At 43.8% G+C, this 21,510-nt stretch carries 21 protein-coding genes; 9 read left to right on the forward strand and 12 right to left on the reverse strand.

Annotated elements, in window-relative coordinates:
* Positions 1 to 432: 432 nt before the first annotated feature.
* Entirely contained in the window at positions 433 to 1,629 is a 1,197-nt protein-coding gene (locus AC5WJX_RS00005) for an endo-1,4-beta-xylanase (RefSeq protein ID WP_494482823.1), read from the forward strand.
* Positions 1,630 to 1,750: 121 nt separating this feature from the next.
* Here the strand turns inward: AC5WJX_RS00005 and hppD are convergent, their stop codons facing one another.
* Positions 1,751 to 2,881, reverse strand: a complete 1,131-nt coding sequence (hppD, locus tag AC5WJX_RS00010; RefSeq protein WP_494482824.1) for a 4-hydroxyphenylpyruvate dioxygenase — start codon at positions 2,879 to 2,881, stop codon at positions 1,751 to 1,753.
* A gap of 27 nt (positions 2,882 to 2,908) precedes the next feature.
* Positions 2,909 to 4,075 (reverse strand): homogentisate 1,2-dioxygenase, encoded by a 1,167-nt coding sequence (locus AC5WJX_RS00015; protein WP_494482825.1) that lies wholly within the window; start codon positions 4,073 to 4,075, stop codon positions 2,909 to 2,911.
* A 319-nt stretch (positions 4,076 to 4,394) separates the two neighbouring features.
* Between AC5WJX_RS00015 and AC5WJX_RS00020 the strand changes: the two genes are divergently transcribed.
* Positions 4,395 to 5,390 (forward strand): fumarylacetoacetate hydrolase family protein, encoded by a 996-nt coding sequence (locus tag AC5WJX_RS00020; protein ID WP_494482826.1) that lies wholly within the window; start codon positions 4,395 to 4,397, stop codon positions 5,388 to 5,390.
* Complete coding sequence (locus tag AC5WJX_RS00025) at positions 5,390 to 6,280, forward strand: flavin reductase family protein (RefSeq protein WP_494482827.1); 891 nt, start codon at positions 5,390 to 5,392, stop codon at positions 6,278 to 6,280. Before AC5WJX_RS00020 ends, AC5WJX_RS00025 begins: the two co-directional genes overlap by 1 nt.
* Positions 6,281 to 6,292: 12 nt before the next feature.
* On the opposite strand, the gene AC5WJX_RS00030 is transcribed toward AC5WJX_RS00025, so the two are convergent.
* The 8 genes from AC5WJX_RS00030 to AC5WJX_RS00065 form a co-directional block, all read right to left on the reverse strand.
* Positions 6,293 to 6,994 carry an SDR family NAD(P)-dependent oxidoreductase gene (locus AC5WJX_RS00030; RefSeq protein WP_440430176.1) on the reverse strand — a complete coding sequence of 234 codons (702 nt, stop codon included), beginning with the start codon at positions 6,992 to 6,994 and terminating at the stop codon, positions 6,293 to 6,295.
* A 4-nt stretch (positions 6,995 to 6,998) separates the two neighbouring features.
* Entirely contained in the window at positions 6,999 to 8,780 is a 1,782-nt protein-coding gene (locus AC5WJX_RS00035; protein WP_494482828.1) for an aromatic amino acid hydroxylase, read from the reverse strand.
* Between the two features lie 83 nt (positions 8,781 to 8,863).
* Positions 8,864 to 9,337: a GtrA family protein gene (locus AC5WJX_RS00040; protein ID WP_494482829.1), complete on the reverse strand. Its 474-nt coding sequence runs from the start codon at positions 9,335 to 9,337 to the stop codon at positions 8,864 to 8,866.
* Positions 9,338 to 9,395: 58 nt separating this feature from the next.
* Positions 9,396 to 10,187, reverse strand: a complete 792-nt coding sequence (locus AC5WJX_RS00045; protein WP_494482830.1) for a CAP domain-containing protein — start codon at positions 10,185 to 10,187, stop codon at positions 9,396 to 9,398.
* A gap of 36 nt (positions 10,188 to 10,223) precedes the next feature.
* The gene (locus AC5WJX_RS00050) at positions 10,224 to 10,862 is read right to left on the reverse strand and encodes a YceH family protein (protein WP_494482831.1); all 639 of its coding nucleotides are present in this window, start codon (positions 10,860 to 10,862) and stop codon (positions 10,224 to 10,226) included.
* A gap of 109 nt (positions 10,863 to 10,971) precedes the next feature.
* Positions 10,972 to 11,640, reverse strand: a complete 669-nt coding sequence (locus tag AC5WJX_RS00055; RefSeq protein WP_494482832.1) for a class I SAM-dependent methyltransferase — start codon at positions 11,638 to 11,640, stop codon at positions 10,972 to 10,974.
* Positions 11,637 to 12,542, reverse strand: coding sequence for a UbiA prenyltransferase family protein (locus AC5WJX_RS00060; protein WP_494482833.1), 906 nt, complete (start codon positions 12,540 to 12,542; stop codon positions 11,637 to 11,639). The genes AC5WJX_RS00055 and AC5WJX_RS00060 overlap by 4 nt, the downstream gene beginning before the upstream one ends.
* Before the next feature lie 60 nt (positions 12,543 to 12,602).
* On the reverse strand, positions 12,603 to 14,084 hold the full coding sequence (locus AC5WJX_RS00065) for a glycine--tRNA ligase (protein ID WP_440430169.1): 1,482 nt from the start codon (positions 14,082 to 14,084) through the stop codon (positions 12,603 to 12,605).
* A gap of 38 nt (positions 14,085 to 14,122) precedes the next feature.
* Here AC5WJX_RS00065 and AC5WJX_RS00070 point away from each other — a divergent pair, with 38 nt between their 5' ends.
* From AC5WJX_RS00070 to dnaN, 5 genes are read left to right on the forward strand one after another with little or no spacing between them, the layout of a single operon-like run.
* Positions 14,123 to 15,040, forward strand: coding sequence for a glycerophosphodiester phosphodiesterase family protein (locus tag AC5WJX_RS00070; RefSeq protein WP_440430168.1), 918 nt, complete (start codon positions 14,123 to 14,125; stop codon positions 15,038 to 15,040).
* A complete protein-coding gene (locus tag AC5WJX_RS00075) occupies positions 15,041 to 15,748 on the forward strand; it encodes an ATP-binding cassette domain-containing protein (protein ID WP_440430167.1) in 708 nt (235 codons plus the stop codon). It begins immediately after the preceding gene.
* A 36-nt stretch (positions 15,749 to 15,784) separates the two neighbouring features.
* Positions 15,785 to 16,513 carry a gliding motility-associated ABC transporter permease subunit GldF gene (gldF, locus tag AC5WJX_RS00080; protein WP_440430166.1) on the forward strand — a complete coding sequence of 243 codons (729 nt, stop codon included), beginning with the start codon at positions 15,785 to 15,787 and terminating at the stop codon, positions 16,511 to 16,513.
* Positions 16,507 to 18,189 (forward strand): gliding motility-associated ABC transporter substrate-binding protein GldG, encoded by a 1,683-nt coding sequence (gene gldG, locus AC5WJX_RS00085; RefSeq protein WP_440430165.1) that lies wholly within the window; start codon positions 16,507 to 16,509, stop codon positions 18,187 to 18,189. Before gldF ends, gldG begins: the two co-directional genes overlap by 7 nt.
* Before the next feature lie 34 nt (positions 18,190 to 18,223).
* Entirely contained in the window at positions 18,224 to 19,348 is a 1,125-nt protein-coding gene (dnaN, locus tag AC5WJX_RS00090) for a DNA polymerase III subunit beta (RefSeq protein ID WP_440430164.1), read from the forward strand.
* A 47-nt stretch (positions 19,349 to 19,395) separates the two neighbouring features.
* On the opposite strand, the gene AC5WJX_RS00095 is transcribed toward dnaN, so the two are convergent.
* Complete coding sequence (locus tag AC5WJX_RS00095; RefSeq protein ID WP_494482834.1) at positions 19,396 to 19,584, reverse strand: hypothetical protein; 189 nt, start codon at positions 19,582 to 19,584, stop codon at positions 19,396 to 19,398.
* Between the two features lie 309 nt (positions 19,585 to 19,893).
* On the opposite strand from AC5WJX_RS00095, the gene AC5WJX_RS00100 reads away from it, so the two are divergent.
* A complete protein-coding gene (locus AC5WJX_RS00100) occupies positions 19,894 to 20,553 on the forward strand; it encodes a VTT domain-containing protein (RefSeq protein ID WP_494482835.1) in 660 nt (219 codons plus the stop codon).
* Here AC5WJX_RS00100 and AC5WJX_RS00105 read toward each other — a convergent pair.
* A complete protein-coding gene (locus AC5WJX_RS00105; protein ID WP_494482836.1) occupies positions 20,550 to 21,506 on the reverse strand; it encodes a zinc dependent phospholipase C family protein in 957 nt (318 codons plus the stop codon). The genes AC5WJX_RS00100 and AC5WJX_RS00105 overlap by 4 nt on opposite strands.
* Between the last annotated feature and the right edge of the window lie 4 nt (positions 21,507 to 21,510).

Here is a 21,510-nt window from a genome sequence, read left to right on the forward strand (position 1 = left end):
GTTTTTGGCTGTTTTTGGCTGGTTTTCTTGGGTTCGTGAAAATATTTTTAAATTTTTTCCTCCGGATGATAGTGTAGGTCTGCGTTAAACCGCATATGTGCTGGTTGTAATCTCCTCAGTTTTTGATTATGGCGGGGTGTTGGTTAATCTATTAATTTTTAGTTAGTTGGATGATAATTCTGGCGGCTTTTAGTTAAGGATGCTTAACCATAAGTATTGGTTTTTATGGATGGTATTTGGTTGTTTTGTGCTGCTTTGGTGGGGGATGCTGGGGGCTTAGTGTATTTTTTAGGGGCTTACAGTAATCAAATACGTAGCCAAAAGGTGTATATACCGTATAAATATTTTTAAATATGGTATAAATCCCAAAATGTTGCGTAATATTGCATTGTCAAACAACAACAAAAACATCACCCTATAAAATCACACAAAATGAGGTCTACCAGCCCAATCACAAACAACAAATTCAAAGCAGCAGCATTAGCACTAGCTTTATTCGCAACCACTTTCACCGCATGTAAGAAATCCGCAGATGAGGATTTTGCACCACAGGAGTCCGTAAATCAAAGTGAAACCGTAGTTTCCACAGATGACCTGGGAGAAACCGCAGAGAAAGGCAGCTACCACTTAAAAGACCATACTTTAAAAGGAACCTTCAAGTTTCCGATTGGTGCGGCAGTAGTAAAAGAGTTACTTGATGATCCTTTGTATGCTAAAACCTTAGTTAAAGACTTCTCCAGACTAAGTTCTGAAAGTAACTTTAAATGGGGTGCTGTGCACCCGTCAATTGACAAGTATACTTTTGCAAAAGCGGACGCAATTGTAGCCTTTGCAGAAAAGAACAACATGAAAGTTCATGGCCACACCTTGCTTTGGGCACATGATGGAAATGAACCGCAATGGGTTAAGAATTTTCAAGGTGATAAAGCAGCTTGGGAGAAATTGATGAAGGACCACATCACCACTGTTATGACACACTTCAAAGGTCGTGTACAATCTTGGGATGTTGTAAATGAGCCAGTTAAAGAAGGTGGTGTTTATACCAACAGCATCTGGTACCGTAAGCTTGGTAAGGACTGGGTAATCAAAGCCTTCAAATACGCTCAGGCAGCGGATCCAAAAGCCAAACTTTTCTTGAATGACTATGGCCAGGAGTATGGTGGCAAGAAAATGCAGGAGCTTTTGAATATTGTAGATGAAGCCAGGAAACAAGGTGTTACCATTCATGGTATGGGCTTTCAATTGCACACAGTATTGCGGATGGAAACCAAGCTTATAAACAACAATTTAAAATTGGCAGCAGATAAGGGATTATTGATACATATTTCTGAGTTGGACATCTCTGTGAAATATGGCATGCCGAAAACCTTCCCGCTTAGCGATGCAATGGCAAGGGCACAAGGCGCTAAGTTCAAAGAGATTGTTGCAGGTTACCTGAATACTGTTCCTAAAGCGCAACAATGGGGTATCACCACCTGGGGTGTATCAGATAAAACTTCGTATTTCAATAAAGGATATGTAAACGCTGATCACGACTATCCATTATTATTCGGAAAAGACTACAAAGCGAAATGGGCTTACAGGGGTTTCATTGAAGCAGGTCTGAACAGATATCCAGGTTCATTCTAAAAAGAAAACATTAATAAATGCTTATAGGGAAGGTGGCTCAGCGGTGAGTCGCCTTCTTTATTTTACCGCTAAATCAAAATAGCCCGGAGGTTAAACCGCCGGGCTATGCTATAATGAGCTGCTATAAATTTCCTCGCAACTCCTGCTCGCGTTCCAGCGATTCAAATAGTGCTTTGAAGTTCCCGGCACCAAAAGATTGTGCACCCTTACGCTGAATGATTTCAAAAAACAAAGTTGGTCGGTCTTCAATCGGTTTCGTAAATATTTGAAGCAGGTAGCCTTCTTCATCACGATCCACCAATATGCCTAAGGCTTTAAGCTGTTCCACCTCTTCATCTATTTCCCCAACCCTGGTCGGCATCATTTCATAATAGGCTTCAGGTGGCGCACTCAAAAACTCTACACCCCGGGCCTTCAAGGTCTGCACGGTATGCAGAATATTCTTAGTTGCTACCGCAATATGCTGAACGCCTTCGCCTTCATAGAACTCCAAATATTCTTCAATCTGCGATTTCTTTTTGCCTTCAGCAGGTTCGTTGATTGGAAATTTCGAGTATCCATTTCCATTGCTCATCACCTTACTCATCAGTGCAGAATATTCTGTATTGATCTGCTTGTCGTCAAAAGAAAGGATGTTTACAAAACCCATGACCTCTTCATACCACTTTACGGTTTCATTCATCCTGTTCCAGCCCACATTTCCCACGCAGTGGTCAATGTAAAGTAAGCCAGCCTCCTCGGGATTATACTCGCTGTTCCATGCGCGATAACCTGGCATGAACGGGCCGGTGTATTCCTTACGTTCAACAAACATGTGTACGGTTTCGCCATAAGTGTAAATGCCAGACATCTTCACTGTGCCGAATTCATCCTTGATGGTTACGGGCTCCAGATAAGGCTTGGCACCGCGCTTAGTAGTCTCCTCAAAGGCACTATAGGCGTCCTCAACCCAAAGGGCCAATACTTTAACGCCATCCCCATGTCTCCTGACATGTTCTGCGATCTTGTGATCCGACTTCAATGCTGTAGTAAGTACCAGACGGATCTTACCCTGTTGCAATACGTAGGAAGCATACTCCTTAACACCCGTTTCCGGACCGGCGTAAGCAAGCGACTGAAAGCCGAAGGCAGTCTTATAATAATGTGCAGCCTGTTTTGCATTACCAACATACAGTTCAATATAATCAGTACCATGGATCGGTAAAAAATCCGGCGCCTTGGCGATTTTCTCTGCAAATGTTTGTGTTGACATAACTTTATATTTGGTTGTATTCGTTAATTATTCGACGTTTATTTGCCAGCTTTTATGATAGCTTTCATCCTCTATATTTACCGCATCTTCAGTAAGCATCAATGGTCTGAAAGGATCAATCATCACGGCTAACTCTTCTGTTTTCTCTTTTCCTATCGATTTTTCCACTGTACCAGGATGAGGGCCATGCGGAATTCCGCCGGGGTGCAATGTGATTTGCCCTTTAACCACACTCTTGCGACTCATAAAATCCCCATCCACATAATACAAAACTTCGTCACTATCCACGTTGCTGTGGTTGTAAGGTGCTGGTATGGAGAGCGGATGATAGTCATATTTCCTGGGTACAAAGGAGCATATTACGAAATTGTGTCCTTCAAATGTCTGGTGAACGGGTGGTGGCTGGTGCAGGCGACCAGTGATCGGCTCGAAGTCATGGATCGAAAATGCCCATGGATAATGAAAGCCGTCCCAACCGATAAAGTCAAACGGATGTGTGCCGTACGTGTATGGATACATCAGTCCCTGCTTTTTGATCAACACTTTAAAGTCTCCAAACTCATCAAAAGTCTCCATATCCACAGGACGTTTAATATCCCTTTCACAAAATGGTGAATGTTCCATCAACTGTCCGTATTCATTCCGGTATCTCTTAGGACTGCGTATGGGGCTAAAACTCTCAACAATAAACAGACGGTTGCTTTCCGTCTCAAATTCAAACTGGTGTATCGTTCCCCGTGGGATCACCAGATAATCGCCATACTCAAATCTGATCTTTCCAAAACCAGTTTTGAGGGTTCCACGGCCCTCATGGATAAAGACCACCTCGTCTGCCTGACTGTTTTTATAAAAGTAATCCGTCATGGATTTACGTGGTGCAGCAAGGCTGATGTGCAGGTCGCTATTCACCAGTACAGGTTTTCGGCTCTGCAGGTAGTCGTCTTCTGGTTTGATGTTGAAGCCGATCAAACTGGTATGTTTAAGGTGTTTTTCCCGGGCGATTTTAGGCTCCACTGAATACGGCTCACCTAACGCTTTTACAATGGTCGGCGGGTGGCAGTGATAAACCAGAGAGTACAAACTGGAAAATCCTTCCGTGGAAACAAGTTCTTCTGCATAAAGTTCCCCATTAGGTTTTCGAAATACGGTATGGCGTTTATGAGGAATAGTTCCTAAAGTGTGGTAAATGGGCATAATACATGAATTTGGTTAGAAAAGGATATAACGATCAGAAATCCGTTATTGGTAAGCCGTAATAACGCTTAAAAGGAGTATTGTGCAAAGATCAGCTTGGAAAGCATAGCATACCGGAAACCAGCCAACACCTGGCGGGAAATCTGTTCTAGGCTATGTAGTCGCTTATTCATCTGCTATGCTAAAGTATGTATTGTTATTTAAAGTTGACAAATAATTTCATGAAATCCCATCCAAAAGATATAAAATACTTTATTTCTTTAAATTTAAGAACATCTGCTTAGCTTTATCCAAATCTAAAAACCTAAACCTATAGCGTATGAAGCTTGTTTCTTATAAGACGGAAGACCGGGAGCACCTGGGTGTTTATGTAAACGGACATATCTATAACCTGCATTCCTGCGATAAGCAGATTCCTGATGAGATGAATGCCTTTTTAGCTGAAGGCGATGTCATGATGGAACGGGCCAAGAAGATAGATCAGCAGATTAAGGCTGCAGAGCTAGAAGCTAAGGAAGAGGTTTTCTATGAGCTCCTTGCGCCAGTGCCACACCCAACATCTTGCAGAGATGCTTATGCTTTCCGCCAACATGTTGCGGCTGCCCGCCGAAACCGTGGTGTTGGCATGATCGCCGAATTCGATCAATATCCAATTTTCTACTTCACTAACCATAACGCCATTCAGGGGCCAGGTGAAATTTCATGCATGCCCGATCATTTTCAAAAGCTTGATTTTGAGTTGGAAGTGGCAGTAGTTATTGGTGCTAAAGGCAGAAACATCAAGGCAGCAGAAGCTGACCGCTACATCGCGGGATATATGATCATGAACGATATGAGCGCGCGCACCCTGCAAATGGAAGAAATGCTGCTTAACCTCGGGCCGGCAAAAGGAAAAGACTTCTCGACCGTGATTGGTCCATGGCTGGTTACACCAGATGAGCTCGAGCCATATCGAACAACGCCTAAAGCTGGTCATGTTGGAAATGCTTACAACCTGGAAATGGCATGTACCGTAAATGGGGTAGCGGTATCTAAAGGTAATATGGCCGATATGGACTGGACCTTCGCCGAGATCATTGAGCGCTGTGCTTACGGCGTAGATATTTTGCCGGGGGATGTCATCGGATCAGGAACCGTTGGCACAGGTTGTTTTCTGGAATTGAATGGCACAGGTTTGCTTGAGAATCCCGATTACAAGCCACAATGGTTACAAGAGGGAGATATCGTGGAAATGACGGTTACCGGCCTGGGTATCTTGAGCAACACCATAAGCAGGGTAGATACCGATTTTTCTATACTTGCGCTAAAAAAATAATGCTGACGATAAATGTTTCAGAATTGAGTCCGGCGCAATTGCAAAATTACATGCAGTATGCCATTGCGCCGAGGCCAATCTGCTTTGCATCCACGGTAGATGCAGCTGGGAATATCAACCTGAGCCCCTTCAGCTTTTTTAACATGTTCAGCACTAATCCACCAGTATGTGTGTTCTCACCAGCCCGGCGCGTTCGTGATAACACTACTAAACATACGCTGGAGAACATTCTAGAAGTCCGGGAATGCGTGATCAATATCGTCAACTACGATATGGTGCAGCAAATGAGCCTTTCCAGTACGGAGTATGCCAAGGGCGTTAACGAGTTTGAAAAGGCTGGGTTTACCATGCAGGCTTCACAACTTGTACAACCACCTAGGGTGATGGAAGCTCCGGTACAAATGGAATGCCTGGTTACACAGGTTATTTCGCTCGGTGATCAGGCAGGAGCGGGGAACTTAATTGTAGCAGAGGTTAAGCTGATGCACATCAAGGAAGAAATTCTGGATGAAAGTGGAAAGATCGACCAGGAGAAGATAGATCTGGTAGCCAGACTGGGTGGCGACTGGTACTGCCGGGTTACTCCAGACAATTTGTTCAAAGTTGCTAAACCGCTTACCACACTCGGCATTGGGGTTGATGCATTACCGCATGATGTTCGTAACTCCAGAGAACTCAGCGGAAACGATCTCGGGATGTTAGGAAATGTGGAGCAACTACCTACACCTGAAGAAATTGATGACATGCGCAGCGATGCTGCGGTTAAAGAAGTATTGGATGCCACCATCGGCGACGCAAGTACCAGAATGCGTGAACTTCATGGCCTGGCAAAAGAATTTTTAAGGCAAGGGCGTGTATCCGATGCCTTAAAAATTGTGTTACTCGACTAGTCGACTGTCATTCTAAGGTGTTGTCACTGCTACGGGCAACACCTTACCATTAAAAAACTTGTGCCCCGTTCTTGCAAAATCAGCGACATATTTACCCATCTCAAATGCCATAACCGGCGATTCATAGCCTGGGAAAGCTGCTTCAAGCATTTCCGTTTGCGCAGAACCTAAAGCAAGACAGTTAATTTTTATGCCGGTATCAGCCAGCTCAAAGGCGAGGCATTCGGTAAGCGTATGTAGTGCGGATTTACTGGCCGAATAGGCAGCAAGTCCCGGGAACTTAACGCTTCCCTGATACCCACCCATACTGCCAATATTTACAATATGTCCTCCACTTTGCATCAAAGGCAGGATATGCTTGATCATGTTAAAATGACCCAGTACATTGCTTTGATACATGTCCGCTAAGTCCTGCCCTGTAGTTTCCAGAAAAGGTTTATTTATCAATGCACCTGCGTTATTGATCAGGATGTCGACATGCCCAAGTCTTTCCTTTAAAAATGGAACAAGAGCGGCATAGTCATCCATTACAATATCAAATTCTACCGGATAAATGGTGCAATCGGGATTGATGCCACGTGCAATCTCGAGCAGTTTGCGTAGCTTATCTGCCGAACGGGCAATACAAACAATTTTGTTGTCGTTACTGAGGGAAAGTTCAAGTGCTGCTTCAAAGCCTATCCCGCTGCTTGCACCAGTTAATATTATATTCATTAGTCTATTCTTGTATAATCAGTTGAGTCACCGGATTTGCAATTACATGCAGCCCGTCGACGATCAGTTTTCTGTGTTCAGGTTCGTGTTCAGCTTTTTCCACCAGCCATTCCCGGATCTCCGATTCCAGTTCAGGAAAGAGCTTCTTGTGGTCCAGAATTTCAAGTATCTCCAGCCCACAAAGCCAGTCATCAGGATATTCTAACGTTAGCGTCTTGAAGATTTCTGGCAGTTGCTGATGGTTCTTGTCGGACTCGCGAATAGCTCTTACCGATCGGTAAAGTTGATGCAACTTTTGCATAGCCTCGTCGTACTGGATTTTGTGTGTCTGCTTCTGACTCACGTAGGTAATTTCTTCGTAAGCATCTTTATCTGCAGCTCCATTAAACACGGAGACAATTTTCTCTCCCACAGCCATGTCGTACATACCCCAGTCAGGCTGAAACAGAACTGTTCCGGACGCATCCGTTACCCTGCAATCCTTGAAACTGATAAGCAGTATTTTAGTGCCTGGCTTAAGGATCTTCTCGATTTCGCCCTCAACCCGGATTCCACTTTCAAACTCCAATGCGCAGGTTTGCCCTACAATAATGTTTGCTGCCACCAGCGCTGCAGTATCATAATTCTCGAGAGGCGTGATGCTTCCTTTCAGGCGTCCAACCGGTGAAGAAAACCCATCTTTATGGTAAACCTTATCATGGCCTGGCAACTGCTTGTTTTCAAAAGCTAGAGCAGAAGGGCCGGAGGTTTTCACAAATGTAAGTTCACCTTCGGCATTGGTTTTCATTTCGGTAAATATACCCGTCACCTGCAAGCCGGAACTGTAAACGGCTGTTGCCGGATTCTTACAATCAATTGCTTTTTGTACGCTTTCCGCACCGCCACGGCGAAACGCCATGGTGTCTGCATATTGTTCCAGCACGTCGATCAGATTTTGGAAACTTTCCGTCACAAACAGTTGTGGCTGGGTTTTCGTAATATCGTACTGGTAGTTTACGGTATCTATAGTGTACCAAATCTTCTTTACCTCGTCAGACATACAGCTTGCGCTTTCACCGATCGAAGAAAGTAATCCGGCACCGTAAATTTTTGGGTCTTCCAGGGTACCGATCAGACCATATTCTACCGTCCACCAGTGCAACCTTCCCAGTAGGGCCATTTCGGATGGCTCACCCATATTCTCCGCCACGTCGTTCAGATGTTTTTCCGCTGCGGCAATCTCTTCTTCGCTTACATTGACCGCTTCCTTGAGTATCGACAAATGTCTGATCGCTTCATACAGCTCAAAATCCTTGGCAGAAAACATCGCTTTGGCGCCAATTGAGCCGAAATAACTCAAATAACTGTTGTATGCTGCATCTGCAATGATCGGTGCATGTCCTGCGGATTCATGAATGATGTCAGGGGCGGGGGTGTACTCAATGTGGTTCAGCTGCCTGATATCTGCAGCAATGACCAGCACACGATACGCCTGGTACTCCATGAAAGCGGCAGGCGGAATGAAGCCGTCCACAGTGACAGCACCCCAGCCCAGTTTGGCCAGGTTATCATTCATGGTTTGAAGGTCAGGGATGTGCTCAATGCTCAAACCTGCACGTTGAAGTCCCTTGATATATGGATAATAGGCAACGTCTTTTAAATAACTGTAGTTTTTACGCATTACGTACCGCCATACCGCCTGATCAATTGGCGTATATTTCTCGTAATGCTGCTCTACAATAAACTGTCTTAAATGCCTGGGTAAATTCCTTACCTGTGGATTGTTGAAGTCATTAAAATCGCTCATCACTATCTAAAATTGGGATTGCGCCTAATATAGGGGCTAAATCAAAGGAACACAAGTAAAAAATAGAATTGATCAGGCCAGCTCTATTTCTTTACCCGGAAAGAAAAATGTTTTTGAGAGAAGTAACTGAAAACAGCAAGAATTATTGAGGTTACAATCTTAGCAATCGTCGGGTAAAACCCAAATGCCTCAACCATGACCTTAATAAAAGCATAGTTAAGCATGATATTCGTAACGACGATAGAGCCATAACGGAAGAGCTGTACCCGACCTTTTAGATTGGACTGCGTAAAGACAAGGTATTTATTCAACAGGAATCCAATGAAAAACGTGATTATGGACTCAATAGCCAAGGCTGCAATAGGGGCAGTAACCAGCAGTCCGGCTACCCGGATATCCTGTTGATGCAGCACGAAGTTATATACTAGATAGTAAATGACAATTCCCGCGGCAAAAGTAGATCCTCCTGTCGCCAGGTATCTAAAGGTGTGCTGTGGAATCCATCGCGAAAATGGAGGATAAAAGAAGTCTATCAGGCTTAATATCGCTTTACGCATAATTTAATTCTGCACGAAAGTAGCCATTGCAGGCAAATTTCATAGCAATTCGGAATTTTTATTCTGGAATCTTCAGGTTTCTGACCGCGACAAAGTCGATTGTAGCCGAGTATTTGTAATGCGGGTGCGGTTGAATGCTTACGCCTACAATATTGATCCCCAACGTTCTATTCAGGATATTCTTGCGGTGCCCGAGGTCGGGAACACCTTTATCCAACAACAATAAACTGACGTTTGCCAATGCAGAGGAAAAGCCAAAGGCGAGGTTCTCAGCCATGCCGTTGTTGGGATAGTACTTTCTAATGCGATCCACCATGGTCCGCCCATCGGAAGAGTTGTGACCCGCAAGGTTGTGTTTGTTCATGTCTTTGCCGTGTTGCTGCGCTACATAGGTCAAAGTCTCATCGGGATATAACAGGCCCAGGTTCTTGATGTCTCGTAGATCCTGCTCCAAGCCACGATAATAGGGGTCATTACGACTTACCCGAACTTCACGGTAATTGCTGTACTGTTTCATCTTCAGGTTGTGTTCGTCGATATATTGCTGGAAGTAGGTGTCAAAAAAACGCTTTCCATCCATCCGCACCAGGTTCATGTAGAATATGATCTTCTTTTCTTCTGCACTCAGGTACTTTACGTTTTTAGCGGTGTTGGCGCGTTCCAATTCCGCTGTGCTCCATTTGGCTGCGGCTGGTTCTTCAGAATAATAGGAGAGATGTTTGGATTTTATCGTGGAGTCGCCGGTATGACTGGCACTGGCGTAGGCTGGAAAGGCAAATAAAAAAGCGAAAAGAATAGATTTCATGTTCCCTAAACGTAAATCGGCAGTATTTAATACACTGCCCATCATTTAAGACTCAATTTGTATCCTAAAGTTTATTGATCTTTATAGAAGCTGATCAAGAATTGCTTTCATCGCAGCAACTTCTGTTTCCAGTTTAGCAAGGCGTTCTTCCAGATCATTAGCGACTGGGCTATTTGATTCCGTTGCTGGCTCAAAGATCTCGTCCGGTTTATCCCCGCCAAACAGCTGCAGGAATCGTGCTTCCTTTTGGCCCGGCCGTTTCGGCAATTGCTTTATAAAAGCAGGCTCAGCACTTGCAAGCCGCTGAAGGTTTTCCTGCACTTGTTCAATGGTCTCGAACTCATAAAGCCTGCCAGCGCTGGTGTTGATCTCACCTGGTGTAAGTGGTCCGCGCAGTAGCAGCAGGCAAATAATAGCAAGGTCTGAAGGTAAAAGGGGGTAATATATTGCGAGATTGTGTTTCCATTTAACTGTTCTGCTACCAGATGCAGTAACGGTACTCGCCAATCCCTTAATCTTTAAAGCGTTAAGGGTAAGCGTAACGGTTTCCTCATCGTAGTTTACAACGGGATTCCTCGAAGTTTTTTGATTGCAGGCTGCCGTAAGGGAATTAATGGTCATCGGATAATAGTCCGGTGTTGTCCTGCTCTTTTCCAACAGCGTACCAAGTACACGCTGCTCTTCAGGATTGAGCAGGATGATGCCTCTTGTTTCTTCCATTAATTCCTCAGGAACTAGCGTACTCTATTCTTCACAAATGTTAAATACAAGGCAGTAATAAAGATGATGATACTGCAAATTCCAAAAAGAAGGGCTAAATCTGTGTTGCTCATGATTCTAAATTTTCCATGAAGGTAGGCAATTTCTGGGATTTCTGAAAAATAATTGATTCAATAAAGCCCTTGTAGTACTGCTTGCGGGCAATAACCCCACATGCGGACTTGCTGAATAGTCGCTCCATCGCCGGCAGTTTTTTTGCTTCTACATGTGCAATGATGTTGAAAAAACTATACATCAGACGTAGCAACGCCTGTTTCCAACCTGAACCCACTCCAGCTTCAATCTTGAAATCTGTATATAACCAAATACCCTCCACTTTTAGCTGGTTTACAAGTCGTTGAAAGACGCGGGTCGCCCGGCTTTCTCCGAAGTTGTCGAACAAGAATGCGGTATGTATGACATCAAACAAATGGGAATTAATATAATGCTCAATGTCACTGCGCACGAATGAAATCTGATTAGATCCACAGCTTCTCTTTTTTGCCAATTCCAGCATCTTATCGGATAGTTCTACATAGACGATCTTCAAGCCAGCGTGATGGACTTTCGCGATTTCCTCGAGAATCCAGCCTGTCCCGCCACCTACGATCAGTACCGATGAACCTGCCGGAATGTACTGAAGTTGGTCGATTTGTGCATTTACCTGAGCTTTGAAGAACACCAGTCTACTTAGAAAATCGTAGGCACCCGCAACGGCATCGTAGTTGTTTGTTCTCATATGCTGGCACCGATAATTCCACAACAGGCTTTCAGTAAAATAAGACCGTCAATAACAATGAGGTAATACAGTATTGGTTTTTTAAGATGCAATGAAAATGCCACTAGCAGTGTGAGCACAAACGGAATGAGGTTCATCAACACCTGCTTAACAGGGAAGCGTTCATAACTTGTAAAAGCGAGCAAACTCAATATTCCAATTGCTAGCAGGGGAATAAGGATAAAAAAGATCGTTCTATGAATTCCAAATCGCACAACGAAGGTTTTCAACTCTTTATTGGCATCAATCTCATAATCTTTGATGTCGAACATGATCGCATTTACCGTGCAGAACATCCAATTCTTGACAAACAACCAAAGCCATAATTCACTCACTGGAAAAGCCATACCCGATTCGATTTTCAACAGAATCAGCGGTAACACATTTGCGGTGCAGGCCCAGATGAAGCCTATGATAAAAGGTTTAAGCCAGCCTGTATTTCGTAAATTAAGGTTAAAAAAGTAAGCAGGTAGCAGCCCGTAATACAAAAAAGCTACAATAAGCATGAAACTGACTCCCGCCCAGTAGAACCAGGGTAGGCTTAGGATTGCACTGCTGTTCGTTATAAATAGATAGAGAAAAGCTAGTAATGCCACTGCAGAAAGTACCCACTGGCTCCATCGAAGGTATTGTTGATGTTTGATAAACCAGGCTACTCTGGGGTTTGAAGAACGGCTAAATCGTGTAGCCCCCATATAGGCATGTGTATAGTAAACTACTGGCGCGCAGAAAATCAGGATATAGTAAGCTGTTGAATTGAATGGCATCCCCAATTGCAAAGCGGATTCTATGGTTAGCGCTATTGCAAGCAGGCCGATAAAATAATTGCCAAAAAATATGAACCTGATCAGCTTCGCAACCATCTGGAATGTTAAAGGGGTATAACAAACAAGCCCCGGCAGGGTTTGCCAGGGCTTTGCTAATTATCTAAGCAGGTTTTTCCAACTTACTTTGTTGGAAATGATTTCCTGAAGGTCTTTAATCTCTATTCGTTGTTGCTCCATGGTATCCCGGTGGCGGATCGTAACAGTGTTGTCTTCTAATGTCTGGTGGTCTACCGTTAAACAGAAAGGCGTACCAATCGCATCTTGTCTGCGGTAACGCTTACCGATCGCATCTTTCTCCTCGTAAATGCAATTAAAATCAAATTTCAAGCTGTTCATGATCTCTCTGGCTTTATCCGGCAAGCCGTCTTTTTTGGTCAGCGGGAAGATGGCAACTTTCACCGGTGCCAAACAAGGGTGCAGGCGCAATAAGGTGCGGCTATCTTTCTTATCACCCTCACTTAGATCTTGTTCCTCTAAGGCATTGATCAAGGTTAAAAGGAACATGCGGTCAAGGCCAATGGAAGTTTCAATAACATATGGCACATAGTTGCCATATGGCTTACCTTCTTCATTCAGATCGTTGTCGAAGTACTGCATTTTCTTACCCGAGTACTCCTGGTGCTGGGTTAAATCAAAATCCGTACGGCTGTGAATACCCTCAACTTCTTTAAAGCCAAATGGGAATTCAAATTCAATATCTGTTGCGGCGTTAGCATAATGCGCAAGTTTAGCATGATCATGATAGCGATATTGTGCCTCATTTGATCCAAGTGCCAGGTGCCATTTCAGACGTGCTTCTTTCCAGTATTCGAACCACTTTTTGTCTTCACCCGGGCGGACGAAGAATTGCATTTCCATTTGTTCAAACTCACGCATACGCATGATGAACTGACGTGCAATGACTTCATTACGGAAGGCTTTTCCGATCTGGGCAATACCAAAAGGGATCTTCATACGACCAGTTTTCTGCACGTTAAGGAAGTTTACGAAAATACCTTGAGCTGTTTCCGGACGTAAATATACTTCATCAGAACCCTCCGCCATTGCACCGAACTGCGTGCTGAACATCAGGTTAAACTGACGTACCTCGGTCCAGTTCCTGGTGCCGCTTACCGGGCAAACAATTTCGTGCGCTTCAATAAGCGTTTTTAACTGTTCCAGATCGTCTGCTGCTAAAGCAGCGTCCATGTCAGCCTGTAATTGTGCAGCTTTATCAGTTTTGCCGTCCTTTTCATATCTGGCAATTTTATCTTCCAGTAATTGATCCGCACGGTATCGTTTTTTAGAGTCTTTGTTGTCAATCATGGGGTCGTTAAAACCGTCCACGTGACCGCTGGCTTTCCATACTTTTGGATGCATAAAAATCGCAGAGTCGATCCCCACAATATTTTCATGCATCTGTACCATGGCTTTCCACCAATACGTTTTAATGTTGTTCTTTAATTCAGCACCCAGTTGCCCGTAATCATATACAGCACTCAGCCCATCATAAATCTCGCTGCTCTGGAATACAAATCCGTATTCCTTGGCATGTGATATTACATTTTTAAATTGTTCGTCGTGATTAGTTTTAGCCATAATATTGCAAATATAGAAAGTTGGGGTTACTTTTGGACATGAAACGATTCAATCTTTTGGTGATTGCAGCCTGCTTTCTATCACTTACTGCAGGGGCTCAGCAAAAACATCTACTCTCCTTCAATAATACCACAGAACTTCGTGATTTTCTAAATGCTAAAAAAGGAACGTATCCTTTGATTAGTGTACACCGTGGAGGTCCGATGAAAGGTTTTCCGGAGAACTGTATAGAAACCTTTGAAAATGCAATTACCTATCAGCCGGTTGTGGTGGAGTTTGATGTTGCTTTAAGCAAAGATTCTGCATTGGTGATTATGCACGATGATAAACTGGATCGTACCACCACCGGAACGGGGCCAATTGGAAACTACACCTATGAAGCACTTCAGCAGATCCGCTTGAAGGATGATGAAGGTACCGTTACTGACTTCAAAATTCCTACCCTGTCAGAGGTGCTTACCTGGGGGAAAAACAAAGTGATCTTTACGATCGACATCAAAAAGGGTGTTCCATATAGCAGGATCATAGATGCGGTACGACAAACGAAGTCAGAAAGCAACTCCATTATCATTACTTACAATGCAAACCAGGCCGCTGAGGTACATAAACTCGCGCCGGACCTGATGATCTCTGCTTCGGTACGAGGAAAGGAAGATTTGGAAAGATTAAACCGTATGGGTGTGCCCAACAACCGGATCGTGGCCTTTGTAGGCGTATCCGCGCCAGATAAAGCGGTCTATAAATATCTGCACAGTAAAGGTATCAGCTGCATTCTTGGAACTATGGGCAACTTAGACCGCAGCGCTGCAGCCAACCCGAATAAACAGGTATATTACAAGCTTATTGCTGATGGCGCTGATATTCTATCAACGGATGAAATCCTGCAGTCTGGCAGAGCGCTGGATCAGTACCGTGCAGACAAAAAGTTAAGCACTAAATATCTTAAGATCAAGTAAGTGAGTATAAAGGTTCAGGCTTTATCGAAACATTATGAGACGCAGAAATCGGTAGACAACATCAGCTTTTCTGCAGCTGCCGGGAAGATTATTGGATTCTTGGGGCCAAACGGTGCGGGTAAGTCAACCACCATGAAAATGCTTGCAGGATACTTACAGCCGACTTCAGGTACAGCAGAACTCTGCGGTTTAGATGTGCAGACCCAGTCGCTCGAGGTAAAGCGCATCATGGGCTATTTACCAGAACAAACACCCTTGTATGCAGACATGTATGTTAAAGAATTTCTGCTGTTTGTTGCGAATACCTATGGCTTAAAACACCCGGCGCTTAAGGTGCAGGAAACCATAAAAGCTGTAGGCCTGGAAGTAGAGCAGTTCAAGAAGATTGCCATGCTGTCTAAAGGTTATAAACAGCGGGTAGGACTAGCACAAGCTATCATTCACGATCCAAAAGTGCTGATCCTGGACGAGCCGACTTCAGGCCTTGATCCGAATCAACTTACGGAGATCCGGGCCTTGATCAGGACGCTTGGAAAAGATAAAACCGTTATTCTTTCTACACACATTATGCAGGAAGTGGAAGCTGTTTGTGATGAGGTGATCATCATTAATAAAGGCCGGATTGTTGCTAATGCGACAATTGAAGCATTAAAGGCCAGTCATAACACCAATTCCCTGGAGGACATCTTCAGAAAGCTTACTTCGTGACCATTAATTTTTAAACCTCGGCAACCCTGAAATTGCATGTACGCAGTATTTAAAAGAGAATTATTTAGCTTGCTAAATTCCCTGATGGCATATATTACCATAGGGATTTTCCTGTTGGCGGCAGGATTGCTGCTGTGGTTTTTTCCAGATACCTCAATGCTGGATTATGGCTACGCAGAACTTACGGGCTTCTTTAGCCTCGCACCATTTCTATTCATGTTCCTCATTCCCGCAATCAGTATGCGCTCATTCGCTGAAGAACGACGGGAGGGTACCTACATCCTGTTGGCAACCAGGCCGCTAACGGATTGGCAGATCATCTTGGCAAAGTACTTTGCGTGTCTGGTGCTGGTATTTTGCGCATTGATACCTACTTTCATCTATTATTATAGCATTTCAAATCTCGCCATGCCCTCGGGTAATGTAGATACCGGTGCCATAATCGGATCATATATCGGACTATTGTTCCTTGGTGCTTCTTTTACCGCAGTTGGCGTATTTGCCTCTTCGGTGACCAAAAACCAGGTTATCGCATTCGCAATTGCAGTGTTCCTTTGTTTCATCATGTATAATGGTTTCGATGCCATGGCCAGGATGGAAGTACTTGCTGTTTTGCAGGATTTCTTTGTATTTCTAAGTGTGAATGAACATTATCAGTCCATCAGTCGGGGCGTATTGGATACCCGGGATGCGATCTATTTTCTTTCCATGGTAAGCTTCTTTTTACTATTAACACGGTTTGTGATAGGAGGACGTAAATGGTAGTATTCAAAAATAGAGGCTTTAAGCTGCTGGCTGGCCTGCTTTTACTGGTGCTTTTAAATCTTGCCTCACAGTACATCTATACACGTTTTGATTTCACCAAAGAAAAACGGTATACTTTGAACCCGAAAACGGAGGCCATTCTCCGCGAAGCCCAACAGGAGATCAACGTCACCGTGTTCCTGGATGGTGATTTACCTGCCGCCTTTAAGCGGCTGAAGCTTGCCACATCAGATCTCCTGAACGACTATAAGGCACTTGCAAATGTTAAAATAAATGTGGTGTTCAGCGATCCGATTTCTGGATTACCACTGAATGAACAGGATACTGTAATTCGTAGACTTTATAGTGTCGGCGTAGAGCCAACTACCTTGAATATCAAGAATGACAATGGCTTTGCACAGAAAACGATATTCCCGATGGCAGTGGTCTCTTGTGAAGGACGGCAGTTACCAGTGAAGCTGCTCCAGAATATGGATGCCGCGGGAAGTTATGAAGATAACATCAACAGCTCCATACAAAACCTGGAATACACCTTTACCTCAGCAATTAAGAAAGTGGTAACCGGGGAGAATCCAAGAATAGGTTTTACGGAAGGAAATGGGGAGCTTTCGGATCTTCAGCTTAGTGATGCCTTAAAATCATTATCGACCACCTATGAAGCGGGACGTGTAGACCTGAAGGTTATCGACAAGGCCGGGCTCGATCGCTTAAAGATTCTTTTCATAACCAAACCCCAGCAACCTTTTACTGAAGCAGAGAAATACAAGCTCGACTACTTTGTTATGAAAGGCGGTAGTCTGGTTTGGAGCATCGATCAGGTAAGTGCAGATTTGGATAGCCTTCGCGGTAAAACCGAACAGCTGGCATTTAACAAAGCGTTGAACCTTGATGATATGCTGTTTATTTACGGCGCGAGGATCAATTACAATCTGGTTGCGGATGCAAATTGTGCTGAGATCCCATTAGCGATGGGCGACGGAAATCAAAATCAGATTCAAATGGCACCATGGCTGTATTATCCAATCCTGTTGCCGGATACTTCATCAGCACTCGTCAAGAATATTGATGGTGTAAGGGCTGAGTTTGTGAGCACCATTGACACCATAGGTGTTAAAGGTATAAGTAAAACAACCATATTATCGACCTCACCATACAACAAACTGCACAGTACACCCAAGCTTTTATCTTTACAGATGGTGGCAGAGCAACCAGACCCTAGAGATTATGCCAGTACTGCTAAACCGGTAGGAGTGTTGATGGAGGGTAACTTCCCATCGGTATTCTATAACAGGGCGCTTCCAGAAGGCATCACTAGCTCCTATGGAAATTTCCAAAGAAGCAAAACAACACGTATGATCGTGATTGGCGACGGCGATATCTTTAAAAATCAGGTAAGTGCAACGGACAATTCGGTCTTTCCGCTAGGCTTTGACCGCTTTACACAGCAGAATTTTGGTAACAAGGCATTGTTGCTGAATATTGCTGATTATCTGTCGAGTGAGGATAACTTAATTGCGCTGAGAAACAAAGATGTTAAGGTCAGACTACTTGATAAAACACGGCTCAGGACCGAAAAGTTAACCTGGCAGATAATGAATGTACTGCTTCCGATAGGGCTGTTGATATTATTCGGCATTTTTCAACATTATTATCGCAAATATAAGTATACAAGGTAAAATTGTATATTTTTGAGATTTACAAGATCATACTATGAGATTTATTGTATCCACATCTACTTTACTTAAACATTTACAAACAGTAAATGGTGCCTCAAGCAGCAGTACTGTTTTGCCAATTCTGGAGAACTTCCTTTTTGAAATCAGCGACGGCAACCTGACCATTTCTGCTACTGATTTACAAACCAGTATGACCACCGCTCTACCGGTTGAAGCTAAAGAAGGCGGAAAAGTTGCTATCCCGGCCAAGATCTTGTTAGATACCTTAAAAACACTTCCAGATCAACCTATTGCTTTCAATATTGATGATAACTCCTTTGTTATTGAAATCAGTGCAGGTGACGGTAAGTACAAATTGAGCGGTGAAAACGGCGACGATTTCCCGAAGATCCCAGTGGTAGAGAATGCTTCTTCTGTTGAACTTCCAGCTGCGGTATTGACCGAGGCGATTACCAAAACCATATTCGCCGTGAGTAATGACGAACTTCGTCCAGCGATGACTGGCGTGTTTTGTCAGCTTTCGGACCAGCACATCACTTTCGTAGCTACGGATGCGCATAAGCTGGTAAGATACAGACGTAAAGACAGCAAAGCTGATAAGACAGCTTCTTTCATATTACCTAAAAAAGCATTAACGCTATTGAAAGCTGCTTTACCAAATACCGAGGTTAGCGTTTCGGTTGACTACAATGCCACTAGTGCTTTCTTCAAGTTTGAGAATATTAATCTGGTTTGCCGTTTAATTGATGAGCGCTATCCAGATTACGAAGCGGTTATTCCTGCTAACAATCCTAATAAGCTGATCATTGATCGTGCATTATTCTTAAACACTTTGAGAAGGGTTGTGATTTTCGCTAACAAAACAACACACCAGGTACGATTGAAGATCAGCGGCAGCGAGTTGAACATCTCTTCTGAAGATCTTGACTTTGCAAATGAAGCACATGAGCGCCTAAGCTGTCAATATGAAGGTGAAGACCTTGAAATTGGCTTCAATGCACGATTCCTGATTGAGATGCTTAGCAACTTATCGGGTGAAGAGGTAACCTTAGAGTTATCTACACCAAATCGTGCGGGTTTACTGATCCCACAAACCAATGACGAAAATGAAGATGTGCTGATGCTGGTTATGCCAGTTATGCTAAACAGCTATAATTAATTCCTAAACGGATACAAGAGAAGGCCTGGTTGAAAAACCGGGCTTTTTTAGTTTAAAGTGACTTTATCAAGATCAACGGTGATCTCAGCTTCTTTTCTATTCGCTGCCAGGCCATGTTCAACTTTAAGCTTAATTTTACCCTGTGACTCGTATTTGGCCTTTATTCTAGGCATATAGAATTCACCGACCTTAAACAGCTTTCCATCAAAGTACAGCCCATATTCGCCGACGATCAACAGTAGATTATGAGATATCTCATTGCCGGACAGCATACCGGCTCGACTCAATGTGGCCTTGGAGTAAACATGGTGCTTGCCCGGGCTTGGCAGGGGGTTGACAAGATCATTGCCGGGTAAGGGCCTTGTCAACCCCCTGTCAACCCCTTGTTAACCCCTTGTCAACCTAAACCTTGTCTGACACAAAAACCGAGAACCCCTGCAGTCAATAACACACAGGTTTGTTACGGAAAAGTAAGAAAGCCGATAAAAAGAATAAAGTGGGCCGGAATCACACGTAAATTTATATTTTTGACAAAAAAGATTATTTTGGAATTTTTATCACAGTTTGTCGATTTCCTGCTGCATATAGATAAGCACCTCGAAATCATTATTAGCGAATACCAGACCTGGACTTATTTGATACTGTTTCTGATCATTTTTGCGGAAACCGGATTTGTCGTTACACCGTTTCTTCCTGGAGACTCCCTGCTGTTTGCTATGGGAACTTTGATCGCTGGTGAGAAAACCGGCTTGAGTATCTGGGTGATGCTTGTAATCTTAATTGTAGCTGCTATATTGGGGAACACCTTGAACTACAAACTAGGCAGTCTGCTCGGCGTGAAGGTCTTCAAAGCAGAAAACAAAATCCTCAAACTGGAATATTACTACCAGTCTCATGAGTTCTTTGAGAAACATGGTGGTAAAGCCATAATCTTTAGCCGTTTTCTTCCAATTTTCCGCACCATAGCACCTTTTGTTGCAGGTGTTGCAAAGATGCCTTTTGGCCGGTTTACCATGTATAATGTGATTGGTGGGGTAACCTGGATCGCCAGTTTGCTATTGGCAGGGTACCTTTTAGGCCAGATTCCAGTGGTAAAGAAGAATTTTGATATTGTGATTCTTGTGATTGCCGTAGTAACTTTCTTCCCTGCGATATTTGCAGCTTTGAAATCTAAATTCAGCAAGAAGAAAGTTACGGAAGTTTAGTTTTCTCGTCCGATAATCTTTCCGCCTTCGTACTTGTTGTTAAGTCTTTCTTCGTGCTGTCTTTCCAGTTCGGAGTCAGGTACTTTGATCATGTTTTCCATTTTTGGTTGTCCCGCATCTACCCATGCAGAGAACCAGAAATCGCCGACAGCTTTGATCGAGGATCGCATTTGCTTTTCAACCATGTGATTTAGTTTCAGGTTATAGGCCCTGGAGTACTGCGCGGAGTATTGTTTTAACACCTGACCTTTTCTTTTGGAGTAGCTGTAGCGGCTGAATGCGGGAGTAGCTTTCTTAAGCTCCTGCTCCAGCGATAACGTACTGTCGACGAGCCCATGACTATGCTTTACGATTTTCCAGGCTGCTTTAAGCGGATTGTCTATGTAACTCGCCCGGCCAACCAGAAAGTTGTAGTCCTTTGCGAAAAGTTCTGGCAGCCGGCTTTCCCAGAATGCATGAATTCCAGACTGATTGCTTAGCTGGCCATTATGGTTCTCTGTTGTATGGAGGGGCACGTGTGCATCGCCCAGGTAATGGCCGAGATAGGCGGAATACAGGAGAATCCGGATGGAATCACGGGCTTTGAAGGCATTAACCAGTTTGTAGTAGCTGATCTGTATCTGCCAGGGTAGGGTACCGCTTTCTTGTAGCCTTGCCCGGCCATATTTCGCCAGTGCATCTTCCCATTTAAATGGAATACTGTCAATGCTTTCTTCATAAACCTCAACATCAAGGTAATGCCTTGGCGCCTCTAAAGAGTCTGAATACCGCCGTTTGTCGGGGTCAACAGCATGGTCACGAATATACTTCATGTTGTTCTTATAGAACCTGCTGAGGCCTTGCGGCAGGGTATAAACTGCAAGCTGGTTGATCTGCATATGCGCAAAAAATCCCCAGCTGCTTAGCGTCAACCAGGCGAACATAAAAATGGCGTAAATAAAAGATCTTTTCATTTAC

It is taken from the genome of Pedobacter sp. NEAU-ZC8 (genome assembly GCF_059278965.1).

Bases quoted from the DNA above. Each gene is read 5' to 3' on its own strand.
- AC5WJX_RS00005 (WP_494482823.1), top strand. From the start codon at position 433: ATGAGGTCTACCAGCCCAATCACAAACAACAAATTCAAAGCAGCAGCA.
- hppD (WP_494482824.1), bottom strand. From the start codon at position 2,881: ATGTCAACACAAACATTTGCAGAGAAAATCGCCAAGGCGCCGGATTTT.
- AC5WJX_RS00015 (WP_494482825.1), bottom strand. From the start codon at position 4,075: ATGCCCATTTACCACACTTTAGGAACTATTCCTCATAAACGCCATACC.
- AC5WJX_RS00020 (WP_494482826.1), top strand. From the start codon at position 4,395: ATGAAGCTTGTTTCTTATAAGACGGAAGACCGGGAGCACCTGGGTGTT.
- AC5WJX_RS00025 (WP_494482827.1), top strand. From the start codon at position 5,390: ATGCTGACGATAAATGTTTCAGAATTGAGTCCGGCGCAATTGCAAAAT.
- AC5WJX_RS00030 (WP_440430176.1), bottom strand. From the start codon at position 6,994: ATGAATATAATATTAACTGGTGCAAGCAGCGGGATAGGCTTTGAAGCA.
- AC5WJX_RS00035 (WP_494482828.1), bottom strand. From the start codon at position 8,780: ATGAGCGATTTTAATGACTTCAACAATCCACAGGTAAGGAATTTACCC.
- AC5WJX_RS00040 (WP_494482829.1), bottom strand. From the start codon at position 9,337: ATGCGTAAAGCGATATTAAGCCTGATAGACTTCTTTTATCCTCCATTT.
- AC5WJX_RS00045 (WP_494482830.1), bottom strand. From the start codon at position 10,187: ATGATGGGCAGTGTATTAAATACTGCCGATTTACGTTTAGGGAACATG.
- AC5WJX_RS00050 (WP_494482831.1), bottom strand. From the start codon at position 10,862: ATGGAAGAAACAAGAGGCATCATCCTGCTCAATCCTGAAGAGCAGCGT.
- AC5WJX_RS00055 (WP_494482832.1), bottom strand. From the start codon at position 11,640: ATGAGAACAAACAACTACGATGCCGTTGCGGGTGCCTACGATTTTCTA.
- AC5WJX_RS00060 (WP_494482833.1), bottom strand. From the start codon at position 12,542: ATGGTTGCGAAGCTGATCAGGTTCATATTTTTTGGCAATTATTTTATC.
- AC5WJX_RS00065 (WP_440430169.1), bottom strand. From the start codon at position 14,084: ATGGCTAAAACTAATCACGACGAACAATTTAAAAATGTAATATCACAT.
- AC5WJX_RS00070 (WP_440430168.1), top strand. From the start codon at position 14,123: ATGAAACGATTCAATCTTTTGGTGATTGCAGCCTGCTTTCTATCACTT.
- gldF (WP_440430166.1), top strand. From the start codon at position 15,785: ATGTACGCAGTATTTAAAAGAGAATTATTTAGCTTGCTAAATTCCCTG.
- gldG (WP_440430165.1), top strand. From the start codon at position 16,507: ATGGTAGTATTCAAAAATAGAGGCTTTAAGCTGCTGGCTGGCCTGCTT.
- dnaN (WP_440430164.1), top strand. From the start codon at position 18,224: ATGAGATTTATTGTATCCACATCTACTTTACTTAAACATTTACAAACA.
- AC5WJX_RS00105 (WP_494482836.1), bottom strand. From the start codon at position 21,506: ATGAAAAGATCTTTTATTTACGCCATTTTTATGTTCGCCTGGTTGACG.